Source organism: Aminobacter sp. Y103A (genome assembly GCF_030294925.1).
GTDB lineage: Bacteria > Pseudomonadota > Alphaproteobacteria > Rhizobiales > Rhizobiaceae > Aminobacter > Aminobacter ciceronei.
The window spans coordinates 4,088,199-4,103,792 of record NZ_AP017986.1 but is presented as its reverse complement, the minus strand read 5'-3'; the positions used below and the strand labels follow the sequence as shown (position 1 = coordinate 4,103,792).

The window sequence follows — 15,594 nt, the reverse complement described above, 5'->3', positions numbered from 1 at the left end:
TTCCGCAGCAGACATCGGCGCTATGAAGATCGCGCATCTTGTCGGCCATGGCGCGCTCAATGGCGTCGCCACCAGTTCCAGGATCCTGATCCAGGCCCAGCTCGACGCCGGGCACGAGGTGATGCTGGTGCATTCGCTGGGTTCGTGGATCGAGCATCAGCATTTCGACGGCCCGGTCCGGATGATGGGATCGAACTTCGCCACGACGCCCAGGGAAATCCGCCGCGTCGGCTATGCCATCCGCGATTGGGGCGAGGACGTGGTGCACTGCCATGGCAGCCGCGGCAACAAGTTCGGGCTGGTGTTCCGCTGCGCGGCCGGCACGCCGATCGTGATGACGGCGCATGCGCGCCAGTACCAGCTGCCATGGCTGTTTGCCCATGAGGTCATCGGGCTGAGCCAGTGGACGGTGGACTATTACGTCAAGCACTGGCTGGTTTCGCGCCGGCACATCCACCTGCTGCCCAACATGTTCGACGTCGGCCGGATCGAGCCGGTGTCGGTCGCCTCGCGGGCGCGGGCTCGCGCTGCCCTCGGTATTCGCGACGAGGCGTTCCTGATCGGCTCGGTCGGCCAACTCGGCGGGCGCAAGAACCAGATCGACATGGTGCGCGTGCTGCGCAAGCTGCTGGACGAGGATGTCGACGCCGAACTGCTGGTCATCGGCTCGACAAATCAGGGCAACGACATCATGGCTGAGTGGGACGCGGCGATCGCGGCGCCTGAGCTCACGGGCCGAATCCATTTGCCGGGACTGCGGAACGACGCGCTCGAGCTGCTGCCGGCCTTCGACCTGTTTCTGATGACCTCGCGCGACGAGCAGGCGCCGATCGCGCCGCTGGAGGCGATGGCGGCCGGGCTACCTGTTCTGTCGACGCGGGTCGGCAACATGGTCGACCTCTTGCCGAGGGAGCAGAGCTTCGCCGTCGGCGACGTCGATGGCATGGCGGCGGCAGCACTCGACCTGCGCGACGCGACGCAGCGTCGAGCCGTCGGGCAGGCGGGGCGACAGGAGATCGCACGGCAGCTCGACCCCAAGCGGATCGTCGGCGAGATCGACAGAATCTATCGCCTGGCCATCGGCCGCTCGAGCAAGAAGCGGCGGCAAAAGTAACGGCCGGCCGAAAGCGCCAGCTGTACGCAATGAAAAGCTGCTAGGGTGGCCGCAGTCAATTTCAGGCGTGGCGTGTCCAACTATCCTTTCTCCTACAAGATCTCCTGGCCAGCGCGGTTCATCAGGCCGTCGCTGCGGCGTAACGGTCCGGGCTATCTGCCTGATCAGGTGCGTTTCCTGCCCAAGCCCGGGCAGAGCGTGCGCCTGGCATTCGTCGGCGACATTTCCGCCGTCGCCAACAAACAGCCGCCGATTTTCGACCGCGAGCTGACGGCCCTCCTGGCCGCGGCCGATCTGGTGGTCGGCAATTGCGAGAGCCCTGTCGTGGAGCGGCCGAGCGCGCGGCTGGGAACGCGGCTTGGAACGCATCATGCGATGACCGAAGAATTTCTCACCGGAACGCTGGCGGCGGCTGCCATCGCGCCAGAGCGGCTGGTGCTGTCGCTGGCCAACAACCATGTGCTCGACCAGGGGGCAGACGGTTATCATGCGACGCTTGCGGCATTGGGCAGGCTTGGCATTGCGACTATCGGGACGACCACCGAGGTGAGCAAGGTGGCAGCCGGCTCGTTGACGCTGGGGCTCGTCGCATTCACGCAGTGGCGCAATGCGCCCGCGGAGGCTTTCGCTGGGCGCGTGGCCATGGCCGATGACTTCTTTGCCGCGGCCGGCAACGGGTTAGCGGGCGCAGAAGGCGCCGATCTCGTTTGCGCGGTGCCGCACTGGGACTGGGAGTTCCGGCATTTTCCGCGCGTCGTCACGCGTGGCTGGGCGCGGAGACTGGCTGAGCTGGGTGTCGGGCTCGTTGTCGGGCATCACGCCCATGTCGTGCAGCCGATGGCGCGCGCCGACGACACGCTGGTGGCCTACGGCCTGGGCGATTTTCTCGGCACGGCGCTGGCGCGGCAGCCCTGGCCGGGACGGATCGGCGCGATCCTCGTCGTCGATGTCAGCGCCGACGCTCACACGCGTGGCGAGATTGCAAGCTACCGGCTGGTGCCGTTCATGCGCCAGCGCGACGGCGCGCACGAGAGCATGGTGCCGCTCGACAAGGTCGACGGCGAGCTTGGAACGAAAGTGCGGGCGCGCTGGCAGGCGGTTTACGGAGCCGCTGCCGCCAGCCTCACCAGCTGAGTCCGGATACCGTTGCATCTCCTTGTTTACGCCGCGACATTTGGCGAAAAGCCGCTATCATCCGGTAAGTGGGCGGCACGATCTCGGCGCGCCATGGGGGCACATATGAGCGCAGCTGGTTTCATGCCCGACGAGGCGACGACCGCGGGCATCAAGAAGGACCTCGAAGCCTATCAGGCCGAGCGCAATGCGATCAGGCTTTCGACGGTGTGGCGGGTGCCCCTCTATCTCGGCGGCGTGATCGTTGCAGTTCTGGTTCTGGCGCTGATCTTCAACTTCATAGCCGACCTCAATGAGCAGTGGCTGTCGACGCCGCATGTCTATCTTTATGTCGTGGGCTTCATCGCTGCGTTCTTCGCCTATTTCCGTGCGATGCGGCCGCTCGAAGCCGCCAACGCATCGTTTCGAAACAAGCTGCTGCCGATCGTCTTCGGCTTCATCAAAAATATGCGCCATGAACGGGGCGCGACGCCACCGTCCTTTGTCAACTTACCGGAATCTACGGTTGGCAAGTACAACAACCTCGAGATCGATGATTTCATTTCCGGCAATTACGATGGTTTCGATTTCGAGCTGTACGAAACACTGCTCACGCAACGGGCGGAAAAGCACGACTCCACGACCTTTCAGGGCGTGATCGTGGCGTTTGGACTGAAGAAGCCGTTTGAGGGTACGCTGGTCGCAACGATCCGGACCAATGCGGTCCTGAGCTTTTTCGGCGAACTCTTTGGCAGTGGCCTGAAGGAACTCCGGTCGGGGGTCCAGGACCTTGATATGGCCTACGAGTTCCGCAGCGACAATGTCGAGGCTGCGCAGCCGCTGGTGTCGGGGCAGATGGCGCAGGCGCTGACCTGGCTCAAGGAGGCATGGCCGGGCGAGCCGGCGCGGATCGCGCTGTCGGGCACGAGCGGATTTCTGCTGTTGCCACACCAGAAGGATTTTTTCGAGCTGCCGGCGTCGGATGTGGCTCTCGACTACAAGGTGCATGTCGAGCCGATGATCGCCGACATGGCGACGATCCTGGCGACGGCCTCGCTGGTGCGCAAAATCGGGTCGTAGGGCGCGGTTGGAGCGGCGCGCGTCCGTACGGACGCGCAAAAGAATGCTCCAATACCTTGAAGCGCTGTATCGTGCTTTCCGAAATCCGAATCCGGTATTCGGGCCGATCCGCTAGCCGAAGCGGAGCTTGAGCCCGACGATGGCGAGGATGAAAACCAGCGTGACGATGTTGGACACGATGACCGGCAGCGAGCCGAGTGCGATGCCGTAGACGATCCACAGCGAGATGCCGGTGGCGAGTGCGGCGTTGGTGCCGAGCGAGATGTCGCTTGTCTTGCGCTCGCGCAGGATCTTCATGATCTGCGGCAACCAGCACAAAGTGGTCAGGATGGCGGCGACGGCGCCGACGATTTCAAACAGGGGGTTCAAGACGGGAGCTTCCCAAAAGCACAAATCGTGCGGCGCGAGCTATGCCAGAATCACCGGCTGCTGTGAAGGCAACCGGGCGAGCTGGACCAACGAAACGACGGCGCAAAACGTCGCGGGAGGGTGGCGGCCCGCGCGGAAAAAATCTGTCCACGCCGATGTCGAACGGCGTTTCGTGATCGGCCATTCCGGAATCGGACCTTGGGGTGGCGGCGCGATGACGGCGGTGTGACGCCGGTCAGCGTATGGCTGGCAAGGGCTAGGGCGAGATCGGGGTGATGGCGAAGCATCCAGACATGTGCCGGTTGCGGTCAAATGCGGCGGAAATAAGCCTATGATTACGTTCGATAATTTCACGCTTCGTGATTTGCGTCGGACCATTCCGCAGGTCAGTCTCCATCTCGTTCGGCGGGCCTTGCTACGAGGGCAGGACCAGCCGGGACAGACCTGAACGGGAGTACCAGACATGAACAAGATCCTTGCAACGACCGTCGCTTCGCTCGCCTTCATCGGTGCCGCCTATGCCGCCGAGGTCCAGGGCACGGTCCAGTCGGTCGATCCGGCGACACGCTCGATCACGCTCGACGACGGCAAGACCTATGTCATCCCCGAAACCCTCAAGGTCGACGGCCTGGCCGCCGGCGCCAAGGTCAAGGTAACAGTGGACGACACGACAGGTGCTGTGACCGCGATCGAAGCGGCCTCGTAACGGCCGTCTGCACAACCGCCCTGCCGGCACTGCCATGCGCCCGGCGGGGTGGGTGACGTTCTTGAGACCTTCCAAGACGCAGAACCAAACTATGGCCGGCCTCTTCCCGAGGTCGGCTATTTTTCATGCCGCCGGACGGTCGGCTCAGAAGCCGATATTGGCCGCCAGCCAGCTCGACGAGCGTTTTGCTGCGGCAACCGTGCCGGCGGCGGCATCGCTGAGGCCGCTGCGCGCCAGCGCATAGCCATTGGCGGTGCGATAGAGGACCGAGCGTCCGCCTTCGACGATGCCGGCAACGGTGGTCCGCTCGGCTGGCTCGGCTTCCTTGATTTCGGCCGGGGCCGATGCCAACTGCGGCTCGGCAAATACCGTGGTGCGGCAGATGCCGGTCACCAACGGATAGGCGTGGTTGCCTTCTCGCAGGATGCGGCTCTTCATCGCCGCCTCGCAGTCGGCGACTGACGTCCACTGTGCCGGCGTCTCGCCGATATATTCGCAAAGCTTGGCGTCGCAGTCGCAACCGACGATGGTCATGGCGACAAGGGCAGACTTGATCACGGTCCGAATCCTCAAGGATTGTTGACGCCGCGATTTCTCCGCTCCGATCGCGGCGCCAGTTGGCCGCAATCATGGCATGACGGTGGCGTTATGCATGCGCGGCAGCGTTGTAGCCATCCGGCGACATGTTCTTCCGCCAAGGCGGCCGACAGGATGTGAACTTCGCAACCTTTCCCTTGCGCATTTGCCTCTGCGGCTAACAATAAGGCGGAGGCGGCGGCGCGTTGGCTGCCGGGGAGGGTGCGTTCGTGAAAGTCGGCGTCGTCAGGAATCCGGTGGCCGGCGGCGGCAGACTGGACACGCATTGGACCGAGGTTGCGGCAGCGCTGACGCAGCGCTTCGGCGAAGTCGAGTTTCGCGAGACGACCGAGCCGGGCGACGGCGCGGTTCTTGCCCGCGACCTGGTGGCGCTTGGCTGCGAACTGGTCATCGCCGCGGGCGGCGACGGCACGATCAGCGAGGTCGCCGACGGGCTTTTGCAGATGCAGGCCGAAACCGGCGATGCGGCCATTCTCGGCGTGCTGCCCTGCGGCACCGGCTCCGACTTTGCTCGCGGTATGGGCATTCCCGTCGAAATATCTTCGGCGATCGCGCGCATTGCCGAGGGCAGCGACCGTCTGATCGACGCTGGCCGTATCTCCTTCGTCGAGGACCATGGCCGGCTGGCGAGCCGACATTTTGTCAACATCGCCAGTCTCGGCATGTCGGGGGCGACGGTGCGGGCGGTCAACAACGACCGGCGCAAGCGCTGGGTGCCGGCCAAGGCGCTGTTCTTCTGGCGCACGGTGATCGAGTTCGTGCGCTACCGCTTCCAGGACGTACGCATCACCGTCGACGATGGCGAACCGGTCGAGGCCAAGGTGGCGCTCGTGGCGGTGGCCAACGAGCGGTTCTTCGGTGGCGGCATGATGATCGCCCCCGATGCCGTTCCCGATGACGGGCTGTTCGACATCGTCATCCTGCGCGCGGCGAGCAAGCTCAAGCTGATTCTCGACCTGCGCCTGCTTTATGGCGGACGCCACCGCAACCATCCCGCCATCACCATTCTGCGCGGACGCAAGGTGACGGTCGAACCGCTGGGCGATCCGCTCGCCAATGCCGCACTCGTCGATATCGACGGCGAGTCGCCCGGGCATATTCCGGCGACCTACGAGATGGTGGCGAAGGCTTTGAAGGTGAGGTGTTGATTCAAGGGGCTCGGATTCTGAGTCCGGGGATTGGCGTAAGTCGCTGAAATTGAAGGGGTGGAAGTTAGGCGTCCATCGCCCTGACCATCGCCTCGATCTTGGCGGCCTTTTCGAAGTGGTCGAGCTTCTGGGTCCTGATCCACCATTCGGCGGCCTCCATCAGAAGCTCTGGGTCGTCGTTCCTGTTGGCGAAGAAGGCGTAGAAGGACAGACCGACATCAGGGCCCTTGGCGGCGATCTTGCGCGCGCAGACGTCGAGTATTTTCGCGCGCAGGCTAGGCCGCATCGGAGAATCCTTCCCGGGTGGTGGTGGCGAGAGGTAAGTCGAGCCGAGGGCGGGTGTCAAACCGGGGCGAGAAGGGGCGGTGCCAGACGCGTTTGCCCGCCCCTGTGGGAGGCCGATCCGCGAGGCGGAAGGGAGGCTGGCTGGGCTCAGAGCTTTCGACTACCCCACCCCGGCGCTACGCGCCGACCCTGCCCACAAGGGGAAGGGTTTAGAGACGTCAGCCTCACAGCTTCGCCGGAAAGCCGGGCGCGCGCAGGTCGGTGGCAGTCGCGTCCTCCAGGAGTTTGACGATCATCGTCGACCAGGCGTCGCCGCCATAAGCCACCTTGCCCTGCTGGAAGATGGTGTTGACGCGGGCGGCGAGGTCGAGCGGGACGCCGCCCTCCTGCGCCATGGCGAGCGCAAAGCCTAAGTCCTTGAGGGCAAGGTCCATGGTGAAGCCAATGTCATAGGAGCCGTTGAGCACCAACTGGCTCTCGGTCTCATGGACGAAGCTGTTGCCCGAGGAGGCCACGATGGCGTGGTAGGCTTGGGCGAGGTCGAGGCCGCCCTTCCTGGCCAGCATCAGCGCTTCGCCGGCGGCGACGAGATGGATGAAGGCGAGCATGTTGGTGATGACCTTGATCACTGCCGCCGAGCCGATCGGCCCCATCAGGAAGGCGCGGGCGCACATTGCCTCAATGGCCGATCGGTGGCGCTCGTAGAGCGCCGCGTCGCCGCCGACAAGTGCAGTGATCTTGCCCTCGGCAGCGAGATGCACGCCGCCAGTGACGGGGCATTCCAGCGTATCGACGCCGGCCTCAGTGGCCAGGTCGGCAAGGCGCAGGATCTCGTCGCGGCCGTTTGTCGACATCTCGATCCAGGTGCCGCCCTTGGGCAGGCCTGACAGCAGCCCGTCGGGGCCGACCAGAACCGCCTCGCTAGCCTTGGGCGAGGGCAGGCAGGTGATGGCATTGCCGGCGCGGGCGGCCGCGTCTGCAGGGCTTTTTGCAGCGGCGGCACCCTGCGCAACGAGGTGCTCGACGGTTTCGGGGTTGCGGTCGTAGACGACGACCTCGAAGCCGCCGCGCACAAGGCATGCCGCGAGATTGGCGCCGAGATGGCCAAGGCCGATGAAGGCGTAGGCGAGGGGCTGGGTCACGCGCGCCTCACGGCATCAGCGGGGTCTGCACCATCTGCAGGTGCAGGTGGGGACCGTCATATGGATTGGCTTCGCACACCGCCTCGTCGAGCTCGACGCCGAGGCCGGGCTCTTTCGACGGGATGACATGGCCGTCCTGCCATTCGATCTTCTTTTTCAGCAGCTTGGCGTGGAAGCCGTCCCATTGCTTGAGCGATTCGAGGATGAGGAAATTGGGTAGAGTGACGGCGAGCTGGATGTTGGCTGCACCGACGATCGGGCCGCAATAGCAGTGGGGTGCGATCTGGATGTGGTAGGCCTCGGCCATGGCGGCGATCTTCTTGGTCTCGAGAATGCCGCCGGAGCGGCCGAGATCGGGCTGCAGGATAGTGGCGGCGCGGTTTTCGATGACGCGGGCGAACTCGAATTTTGTGGTCAGCCGCTCGCCTGTCGCGATCGGGATCGATGTGCCGCGCGCGACCTGGGCCATCACCTCCGGCATGTCGGGCGGCACCGGTTCTTCGAACCACAAGGGATCGTAGGGCTCGATGGCGCGAGCCATGCGCAGGGCGCCTGAGGCGGTGAACTGGCCATGCGTGCCGAACAATATGTCGGCACGGGTGCCGACGGCCTCGCGGATGGCCTTCAGCATGCGCACCGACAGGTCGATGTCGATGAGGCGGGGCTGGTGGCCGTCATAGGCGGTCCAAGGACCGGCCGGATCGAGCTTCACGGCGTCGAAGCCCTGGTCGACATAGAGAGCTGCACATTCGGCTGCCATGTCGGGGTCGTTGTAGACGTTCTTGGGAGCAACGTCCTCGGTATGGACGCTGCCGGTGTGTGGATAGAGATAGGTATAGGAGCGCAGCGTCTCGTGCACCTGACCGCCGAGCAGCTTGTAGACGGGCTTGCCGGCCTCCTTGCCGACGATGTCCCAGCAGGCCATTTCCAGCGCCGAAAAGCAGCCCATGGCTGAGACGTCGGGGCGCTGGGTGAAGCCGGAGGAATAGCAGCGGCGGAACAGGTTTTCGATGTCGTGCGGGTCCTGTCCCACGAGGTAGCGCTCGGCCATGTCCTCGATCATTCGCGCGGTGACATGGGCGGAGAAGGTGGCGTTGTAGGCCTCGCCATAACCAACGACGCCGCCGTCGGTGGTGAGCTTGACGAAGATGAAATACTTGCCGCCGATGCCAGGGGGCGGGTTGTTGACCACGAAGGTCTTGACGTCGGTGATCTTCATCGATGGTCCTCCCGGTCGCGTGACATCGTCGATTTTTGGCGTAGCCCTCAGGGTGAGGATGAGCGGCTGCGCCAACATCGGAAACTGCTCACCCCGCATCCTCCAGCAACAGCTGCGCGCCCTTCCAGCCAGTCATGATCGAGGCGGCGTTGGTGTTGCCGGTGATGTTGTCGGGGAAGATCGAGGCGTCGATGACGCGAAGCCCGGTGAGGCCGTGGACGCGCAGCCGGGGATCGACAACCGAGCTCGTCGGATCCGGGCCCATGCGGCAGGTCGACACCGGGTGATAGACGGTGCCCGAGCGCTTGCGGAAATCCTGAATCAGGTCGGCGTCGGAAGTGATTGACGGGCCTGGCAAAACCTCTTCTGCGATGATGTCTGCGATGGGCGATTGCGCAGCGATGCGGCGCAGGAATTTGACCGCGTCGAGCATCTCGGCGACGTCGCTGTTGGTCGAATAGGCGTTGACGGTGATGCGCGGCTGCACGGTCGGATCGGCTGAGCGGATCATGATCTCGCCGCGGCTCGACGGGCGGCAATTGGACAGGCCGATGGAAAAGCCGGGGAAGGGGTCGGGCGTCAGGATCGGGCGCTCGCCGGCCTTGGGCAGCACGGTGGAAAAGACCTGGAAATAGAGTTGCATGTTGGGGCGGGCGCGGCTCAAGTCGGTGCGGAAGAAGCCGCCGCCCTGGTTCATGCTCATCGACAGCGGGCCCGAGCGCAGCAAAAGATACTGCATGCCCGCCAGTGCCTTGCCCCACCACGGGCGCAACAGCTGGTTGAGGGTCGGCACCTTGGCCTTCCAGGTGTAGTTGATGCCCTGGTGGTCCTGCAGGTTTCGACCGACATGTTCGTTTGCGTGCAGCACATCGATGCCGAGATCGGCGAGCAGTGCTGCTGGGCCGATGCCGGAGAGCTGCAGCAACTGCGGCGTGTTGACCGAACCGCCCGACAGGATCACCTCGCGCCCGGCGCGAGCCGTCTGCTTGGCACCGTTCTGCAGATATTCGACGCCGCAGGCGCGCTTGTCCTCGAACAGCACCTTGGTGACCAGTGCATCTGTCTCGACGGTGACGTTGGCGCGCTTCATCGCCGGGCGCAGGAAGCCGCGCGCCGCCGACATGCGGCGGCCGCCTTGGGTGGTGATTTGATAAACACCGACGCCCTCTTGGGCCGCGCCATTGAAGTCCTGATTCAAGGGCAGGCCGGCCGCTTGCGCGGCAGACAGGAAGCGATGGGTCAGCGGATGGACGTTCTTCCTGTTGTCGGTGACGTGGATCGGACCGCCGGTGCCCCGCAGGTCGGTGCCGCCTGCCTGGTTGTCTTCGATCGCCTTGAAGGCTGGCAGGAGATCGTCAAAACCCCAGCCCGGATTGCCGGCCTCGCGCCAGGCGTCGAAGTCTTCGGCAGCCCCCCGGATCCAGACCATGGCGTTGATCGAGCTCGACCCGCCGAGGATTTTTCCACGTGGCCAGTGGTCCTTGTTGCCGGCAAGGCCGGGGTCGGCTTCGGCCGCGTAATTCCAGTTCACCTTGGGGTCGAAGAAGGTTTTGCCGTAGCCGAGCGGCATCTGGACGAAGAAGCGGCGGTCGGTGCCGCCGGCCTCGAGCACCAGCACCGAGAAGCGCCCGCTCGCCGACAGCCGCTCGGCCACCACTGAACCGGCGGAGCCCGAGCCCACTACAATGAAATCGAACGTCTGCATGCTGTCGGCGGCCTGTCGAAATTCCACGATGCGGTCAGACTATCGCCTCAGTCGCAGGCTTCGGCGTCGCTTACGGCATGGCCTGTGAAAAATACGACCGGGCGATGCAAGAGATACGGCGTTGACGCGGCGAATGCCGCGAAGATACGGGTGGACGGAGGAATTGTTGAGGAGAATGACGATGGTTCAGTATGCCGATGGCCAGCCGACGGGCGAGCTCACGCTGAGGACGCTGGCGATGCCAGCCGACGCGAATGCCGCAGGCGACATCTTCGGCGGTTGGGTCATGGCGCAGATGGACCTTGCCTGCGGTATCCGCGCCGCCGAGCGTGCCCGCGGCCGCGTCGTGACGGCAGCGGTCAAGGAAATGGCCTTCGCCAAGCCGATGAAGATCGGCGACACTTTGTGCATCTACACCCATGTCGACCGCGTCGGCCGGACCTCGATGACGCTCAAGGTCGAAGCCTGGGCACAGCGCTATCTCTCGGATTTGATGGAGAAGGTGACCGACGCCGATTTCATCATGGTAGCGCTGGACGGGCAGGGCAAGCCGAAGCCGGTGCCGGCGGAGTAGGCGCGCGTCCTTCAAGGCTTGAGCCGTGTGCGCCGGCGATGTCAGCACTTCACCTGCCCATGGATGCAATGCGCTGGCTCTAAATCCGGCGCTGCCACGGTTCTCATTTTTGGGGCGGCGAGCAGCGGAGATGCCGCCGCGTGCGTCACTCCACCGTCGTATCGAACTTCATCCGTGCTTCGGCGACACGGGCCTGGTTGAGCCTCGCCCACTCGCCGAGCGCGAACACCGGCACCAGCAGTTCGCGGCCAAGGTCGGTGAGCTCGTAGTCGACGCGCGGCGGGATTGTCGGGAAGACGGTGCGGGTGACGAAGCCGTCGCGCTCCAGGCCGCGCAGGGTGGTGGTCAGCATCTTCTGCGAAATACCACCGACAGCGTGGCGCAACTCGTTGAAGCGCATCGGACCGTCGCCGAGCTTGCCGACGACGAGCACCGTCCATTTGTCGCCGACGCGCTGCAGGATATCGCTGACGGCGCGGCAATCCTCGGTGCGGTGCGGGTGCCTCGGTATCAAAAAAGTGCCTCCTTGTGCGGTTGATTTTCAGTCACCTATATAGCGTCGGTATCCATTTGTTACCAGTGTCGTCCAGATACTCACGCCCGAAAGGTTCCTACCATGTCCAAACCCAAGATCGCCATCGTCGTCGGCTCGACGCGCGCCGCACGCTTCGCCGACACGCCGGTGGAGTGGATTGCCAGGATCGCAAAATCCCACGCCGATATCGAGGTCGAAATCGTTGACCTCAGGGATTTCCCGCTGCCCTTTTTCGACGAGGTCGCGTCGTCCGCCTGGGTGCCGTCGCAGAACGAGGTTGCCCAGCGCTGGCAGAAGAAGGTGGCCGAGTTCGATGGCTATATCTTCACCGCCGCCGAATACAATCACGGTCCCACCGCGGTGCTGAAGAACGCGCTCGATTATGCGGCCACCGAATGGAACAAGAAGCCGGCCGGTTTCGTCGGTTATGGCGGTGTCGGCGGGGCGCGGGCCGTCGAGCAGCTGCGCATGCATGCGGTGGAACTGCAGATGGCGCCGACGAAGGCCGCCGTGCACATCGTCTGGGCGGACTTCCTGGCTGTGCGTCAGGGCGAGAAGCAACTCTCCGACTTCGAGCACCTCAACCAGTCGGCGAACGGGCTGGTGGCCGAGATCGCCTGGTGGGCCAAGGCGCTTAAGATCGCGCGCGAGGCCGACGTGCTTGCCGAAGAAGCCAAGGCTGCCTGAGCGGCAATCTCAGCTTCCTCCCAACGACTCTCAGGGCGGCCTCGAGCCGCCTTTTTTGTCAGCCAGGCAGCTTCGACGCCAACACCTTGTCGATGCGGCGGCCGTCGAGGTCGACGACTTCGAAGCGCCAGCCTTGCGCGTCGACGCATTCGCCGGTCGCGGGCAGGTGATGCATATGCGAGAGCAGGTAGCCGGCGACGGTTTCGTAATCGCGATTCTCCGGCAGGTCGATGCCGAGCTGGTCGGCCATCTCGTCGGCCTGCATGTAGCCGGCGAGCAGCCACGAGCCGTCCTCGCGCTGGACGGCGTTGTCGACGTCGTCCTCGTCGAGGTCGGAGCGGAACACGCCGGTGATGGCTTCAAGGATGTCGGCGGGCGAAACGACGCCTTCGAAATGGCCATATTCGTCATGGACCAGCGCCATCGGCACGTCGGACTGCTTGAGGGTGGCGAGCACGTCGAGCGCGTCGGCCTGATCGTGCACGATGGGTGCTGTGCGGACATGCTTACGCGGGTCGAAAGCACGGCCGGCAAGCAGCGAGGCGAGCAGTTCGCGGGTCTGGATGACGCCGACCATGGCGTCGACGGAGCCTTCGCCTGCGGGCAGGCGAGAGTGCTGCGTTTCCATCAGGAGCTTGCGGGTGGCGGCCTCTTCGGCCTGCAGATTGATCCAGTCGACTTCGGTGCGCGGGGTCATGACGGCGCGCACGGCGCGGTCACCCAGGCGCATGACGCCAGCGATCATGCGGCGTTCGTCGGATTCGATGGTGCCATGATGCTCGGCCTCGGCGACCAGCATCTTGATCTCCTCGTCTGTGACCTTTTCCTCGCTCTCGCCGCGCTGACCGAGAAGCCAGAGCACCGAGCGGCCGGAAATGTCGAGCAGCCAGACCAGCGGCAGCGCGACCTTGGCAAGCAGCGACATGGCGGGGGCGACGCGAGAGGCGACGCCTTCGGGGTCGCGCAGGGCGATCTGCTTGGGCACGAGTTCGCCGATGATCAGCGAGCCATAGGTGATGATGGCAACGACGATGCCGACGCCCAGCGCATTGGACGCGCCGGCACTCATGCCGTTGGCGGCGAGAAAGCCGCTCAGTCGTTCGCCGAGCGTGGCGCCCGAGAATGCGCCGGAGAGAACGCCGACGAGGGTGATGCCAATCTGCACCGACGACAGGAATTTGCCCGGGTTTGCGCCGAGTTCGAGTGCGCGCCCGGCGCCCTTGACGTTGCGGTCGATCATCGCCTTGAGGCGGGCTGGACGGGAAGAAACGATGGCAAGTTCGGACATTGCCAGAAGGCCGTTCACACAGATGAGGACGACCACGATAGCGATTTCAGCGTATAACATGATGCTCGCTGCATAGCATTGCTTAAGGCCTTTCGAAAAGACGGCAGCAAAAATACTCTTCCCCAGCGGCACAAGAGCGGGTCGAGGCTGGGGCTATCTGTCAGGCACCAGAACTGCCATCAGCATCTTTCCGTCGGTGTAATAGGGGTCACCCTCGCCATTGCGGCCGGCCTTGGTCAGGCCGATGCCTGACATCGTCTTTACCTCGATGATGCGTCCGGCCGATGTCAGATCGCCGATCAGCGAATCGCGCTCGGCATCGATGTCGGGTCCGATGTGATGGGTGACGGCGCCGGTGTCGTGGCTGACGCCTATGCCGCGATCGAAGCTCGCCGCACTGTACCAGGTCGGGCGCCCGTCGGCACCGGGCGTGAAGGTCAGCCACAGCCGAACATGGTGGCGGACGTCGGCGCTTTTGCCGACAGGCTTTTCGAATGCGAGATCCTGGCGCCGGCCGTTGAACAAGAGCGTGCTGACGGGCGCGTCGGCATAAGGCCGGTCGAGCAGCACGCTTTCGCCGATTTCCAGCGCTGATTTCACCGACAGTTTGTCGGCGCGATCCCAGCCGGCGGCGGCAAACGCGGCGGTCACGTCCAGCTCGCTGCCGACGAGGCCGATATTGATCGGGTCACCCGGGATGCCTTGTTCCGTCGTGGTGAGCAGCGATTCAGGCCGGGGGCCGTCGCGCAGGAAACGGAGCGACCAGAATTCAGGAGCCGCGAAATAGGCGAGCGCGAGATAGCTCACGCAGAGCGCAATGAACCAAAGGGTCGCCTGTCGGTGCAGTTTTCCCCGTAGCATCAAACCCCGCTGCCGATGGGTCGAGCCAAAGCAGTGGCGCGACATTGAACTCGGGACAAATCATGGGTTGCATCGGCAGATTAAGTATTAGAGATGTCTTTTGTAAAGCGCATCTTGCCTGGCTTCATGGCACGTGGCGCGCAAACGCTAGCGGCAGGCGCGGTACCCGTTGCGGCGCTGCTTGATGTCGAAGTGGAAATGGTTGCGGTGGTCGTAATTGTAGCCGGGGCCAAGCACGGTGTTGAAATAGCTGCAGCCGTCGGCGCGAATGGTGTTGAGGAAGCCGCGGGTGCGGAAGGCGAACAGGCCGGGCTTTTCGACGTCGATGTCGCGGCCGCTGTTCAGCTCGATGCGCATGATGTCCAACGCATTGCCCTTGCCATGTTCTGACAGGGTGCGGGTGCCGGCGATCTTGCGGCAGGAATAGCTCGAGCCCTGGTGGATGGTCTTGACGCCGGAGAAATAGCGCAGCCGGGCGGAGGGGACGAGGTCGCGCTTGGTCCAGGCGGCGAAACTGGCCGCCATCTGGCAGGTGACGACGGCTGCCGGCTTCATCTGCACCGAGCCGATGGCCGACACCTTGACCGGGTAGTCGATACCGCAGGCGGCGCCGTCGCGGATCGGCGGAAGGTCGCGGTAGGTGACGTCGAGTTTCTTCAGGTCGCTGCGGCAGTCAACCTCGTCGGCCGGCATGACGGCAGGCCGTATCGGCGCACTTTGTGGCTCGTTGGAGGGATCGTCGAGCTTGGGATAGGCGACCATATAGGGGTTGGACGGCACCAGCGTCTGCATGCCGCGCCCCTGGGCAGGCGCGAGCGCGGCGGTCTGCACAGGCTGTGGCGCTTCAGGCTGGATCTGCTCGAACTGCGCGGCCTGTGCGTCGAGCGTCGGCTCGATCATGGGCGCCGCCTGCGCGACAAGCGCCGGATCGGACTGCGGCTCGACAATGACAGGAGCGGCCTGTACGGGGCCGAGCGACGCTGTCTGGGAGCCGACATCGACGGCGGGCTGGAGCGCGAACACATCGCCCGATGTGCATGAGCTGAGGGCGAGGCCGACGGCGACAAGGGTCGTGGCGAGCAGCAGCGCGCGCTGGCGCGCGGCTCGCGGCGATCCGACCGGGATGGTGGCGCGCGAATCTGCGGCCATGCGAAGGCTCCTGTCCCCTTGA

At 64.4% G+C, this 15,594-nt stretch carries 17 protein-coding genes; 7 read left to right on the top strand and 10 right to left on the bottom strand.

Features of this window, described 5'->3' with window-relative positions; all coding sequences use genetic code 11:
- The first annotated feature begins 22 nt into the window (after positions 1–22).
- The 3 genes from Amn_RS20095 to Amn_RS20085 all read left to right on the top strand — a co-directional run bounded on the left by Amn_RS20095 (position 23) and on the right by Amn_RS20085 (position 3,307).
- Positions 23–1,114, top strand: a complete 1,092-nt coding sequence (locus tag Amn_RS20095; protein ID WP_182573300.1) for a glycosyltransferase family 4 protein — start codon at positions 23–25, stop codon at positions 1,112–1,114.
- A gap of 72 nt (positions 1,115–1,186) precedes the next feature.
- On the top strand, positions 1,187–2,248 hold the full coding sequence (locus Amn_RS20090; protein ID WP_182573299.1) for a CapA family protein: 1,062 nt from the start codon (positions 1,187–1,189) through the stop codon (positions 2,246–2,248).
- 216 nt (positions 2,249–2,464) lie between these two features.
- Positions 2,465–3,307, top strand: coding sequence for a DUF3137 domain-containing protein (locus tag Amn_RS20085; protein WP_348640613.1), 843 nt, complete (start codon positions 2,465–2,467; stop codon positions 3,305–3,307).
- A 111-nt stretch (positions 3,308–3,418) separates the two neighbouring features.
- Here the strand turns inward: Amn_RS20085 and Amn_RS20080 are convergent, their stop codons facing one another.
- Positions 3,419–3,676 (bottom strand): SemiSWEET family sugar transporter, encoded by a 258-nt coding sequence (locus tag Amn_RS20080; RefSeq protein WP_154384799.1) that lies wholly within the window; start codon positions 3,674–3,676, stop codon positions 3,419–3,421.
- A 463-nt stretch (positions 3,677–4,139) separates the two neighbouring features.
- On the opposite strand from Amn_RS20080, the gene Amn_RS20075 reads away from it, so the two are divergent.
- Positions 4,140–4,382: a DUF1344 domain-containing protein gene (locus Amn_RS20075; protein WP_067959585.1), complete on the top strand. Its 243-nt coding sequence runs from the start codon at positions 4,140–4,142 to the stop codon at positions 4,380–4,382.
- Positions 4,383–4,526: 144 nt separating this feature from the next.
- Here the strand turns inward: Amn_RS20075 and Amn_RS20070 are convergent, their stop codons facing one another.
- Entirely contained in the window at positions 4,527–4,940 is a 414-nt protein-coding gene (locus tag Amn_RS20070; RefSeq protein ID WP_182573297.1) for a hypothetical protein, read from the bottom strand.
- 248 nt (positions 4,941–5,188) lie between these two features.
- Between Amn_RS20070 and Amn_RS20065 the strand changes: the two genes are divergently transcribed.
- Positions 5,189–6,127, top strand: a complete 939-nt coding sequence (locus Amn_RS20065; RefSeq protein ID WP_182573296.1) for a diacylglycerol/lipid kinase family protein — start codon at positions 5,189–5,191, stop codon at positions 6,125–6,127.
- Between the two features lie 64 nt (positions 6,128–6,191).
- On the opposite strand, the gene Amn_RS20060 is transcribed toward Amn_RS20065, so the two are convergent.
- The 4 genes from Amn_RS20060 to Amn_RS20045 all read right to left on the bottom strand — a co-directional run bounded on the left by Amn_RS20060 (position 6,192) and on the right by Amn_RS20045 (position 10,478).
- Positions 6,192–6,413, bottom strand: coding sequence for a DUF6500 family protein (locus Amn_RS20060; protein ID WP_067959595.1), 222 nt, complete (start codon positions 6,411–6,413; stop codon positions 6,192–6,194).
- A 223-nt stretch (positions 6,414–6,636) separates the two neighbouring features.
- Positions 6,637–7,554 carry an NAD(P)-dependent oxidoreductase gene (locus tag Amn_RS20055; protein ID WP_182573295.1) on the bottom strand — a complete coding sequence of 306 codons (918 nt, stop codon included), beginning with the start codon at positions 7,552–7,554 and terminating at the stop codon, positions 6,637–6,639.
- A 7-nt stretch (positions 7,555–7,561) separates the two neighbouring features.
- Positions 7,562–8,773, bottom strand: coding sequence for a mandelate racemase/muconate lactonizing enzyme family protein (locus Amn_RS20050; protein WP_154384801.1), 1,212 nt, complete (start codon positions 8,771–8,773; stop codon positions 7,562–7,564).
- An 88-nt stretch (positions 8,774–8,861) separates the two neighbouring features.
- Positions 8,862–10,478: a GMC family oxidoreductase gene (locus tag Amn_RS20045; protein WP_067959605.1), complete on the bottom strand. Its 1,617-nt coding sequence runs from the start codon at positions 10,476–10,478 to the stop codon at positions 8,862–8,864.
- 181 nt (positions 10,479–10,659) lie between these two features.
- Between Amn_RS20045 and Amn_RS20040 the strand changes: the two genes are divergently transcribed.
- Complete coding sequence (locus Amn_RS20040) at positions 10,660–11,052, top strand: acyl-CoA thioesterase (RefSeq protein ID WP_067966274.1); 393 nt, start codon at positions 10,660–10,662, stop codon at positions 11,050–11,052.
- A gap of 145 nt (positions 11,053–11,197) precedes the next feature.
- Here the strand turns inward: Amn_RS20040 and Amn_RS20035 are convergent, their stop codons facing one another.
- Positions 11,198–11,566: a winged helix-turn-helix transcriptional regulator gene (locus tag Amn_RS20035; protein ID WP_067959608.1), complete on the bottom strand. Its 369-nt coding sequence runs from the start codon at positions 11,564–11,566 to the stop codon at positions 11,198–11,200.
- A gap of 102 nt (positions 11,567–11,668) precedes the next feature.
- Here Amn_RS20035 and Amn_RS20030 point away from each other — a divergent pair, with 102 nt between their 5' ends.
- Positions 11,669–12,274 carry an NADPH-dependent FMN reductase gene (locus tag Amn_RS20030; protein WP_067959611.1) on the top strand — a complete coding sequence of 202 codons (606 nt, stop codon included), beginning with the start codon at positions 11,669–11,671 and terminating at the stop codon, positions 12,272–12,274.
- A gap of 58 nt (positions 12,275–12,332) precedes the next feature.
- On the opposite strand, the gene Amn_RS20025 is transcribed toward Amn_RS20030, so the two are convergent.
- From Amn_RS20025 to Amn_RS20015, 3 genes are all read right to left on the bottom strand, one after another.
- Complete coding sequence (locus Amn_RS20025) at positions 12,333–13,622, bottom strand: hemolysin family protein (protein WP_067959614.1); 1,290 nt, start codon at positions 13,620–13,622, stop codon at positions 12,333–12,335.
- A gap of 93 nt (positions 13,623–13,715) precedes the next feature.
- Positions 13,716–14,423 (bottom strand): LssY C-terminal domain-containing protein, encoded by a 708-nt coding sequence (locus Amn_RS20020; RefSeq protein ID WP_286291078.1) that lies wholly within the window; start codon positions 14,421–14,423, stop codon positions 13,716–13,718.
- Between the two features lie 147 nt (positions 14,424–14,570).
- Complete coding sequence (locus Amn_RS20015) at positions 14,571–15,572, bottom strand: extensin-like domain-containing protein (RefSeq protein ID WP_067959617.1); 1,002 nt, start codon at positions 15,570–15,572, stop codon at positions 14,571–14,573.
- Positions 15,573–15,594 lie beyond the last annotated feature (22 nt).

What these genes read in the sequence shown, in the direction of transcription:
- Amn_RS20020 (WP_286291078.1), bottom strand. Translation starts at nt 14,423, where the DNA reads ATGCTACGGGGAAAACTGCACCGACAGGCGACCCTTTGGTTCATTGCG.
- Amn_RS20025 (WP_067959614.1), bottom strand. Translation starts at nt 13,622, where the DNA reads ATGTTATACGCTGAAATCGCTATCGTGGTCGTCCTCATCTGTGTGAAC.
- Amn_RS20060 (WP_067959595.1), bottom strand. Translation starts at nt 6,413, where the DNA reads ATGCGGCCTAGCCTGCGCGCGAAAATACTCGACGTCTGCGCGCGCAAG.
- Amn_RS20045 (WP_067959605.1), bottom strand. Translation starts at nt 10,478, where the DNA reads ATGCAGACGTTCGATTTCATTGTAGTGGGCTCGGGCTCCGCCGGTTCA.
- Amn_RS20075 (WP_067959585.1), top strand. Translation starts at nt 4,140, where the DNA reads ATGAACAAGATCCTTGCAACGACCGTCGCTTCGCTCGCCTTCATCGGT.
- Amn_RS20030 (WP_067959611.1), top strand. Translation starts at nt 11,669, where the DNA reads ATGTCCAAACCCAAGATCGCCATCGTCGTCGGCTCGACGCGCGCCGCA.
- Amn_RS20050 (WP_154384801.1), bottom strand. Translation starts at nt 8,773, where the DNA reads ATGAAGATCACCGACGTCAAGACCTTCGTGGTCAACAACCCGCCCCCT.
- Amn_RS20015 (WP_067959617.1), bottom strand. Translation starts at nt 15,572, where the DNA reads ATGGCCGCAGATTCGCGCGCCACCATCCCGGTCGGATCGCCGCGAGCC.
- Amn_RS20095 (WP_182573300.1), top strand. Translation starts at nt 23, where the DNA reads ATGAAGATCGCGCATCTTGTCGGCCATGGCGCGCTCAATGGCGTCGCC.
- Amn_RS20040 (WP_067966274.1), top strand. Translation starts at nt 10,660, where the DNA reads ATGGTTCAGTATGCCGATGGCCAGCCGACGGGCGAGCTCACGCTGAGG.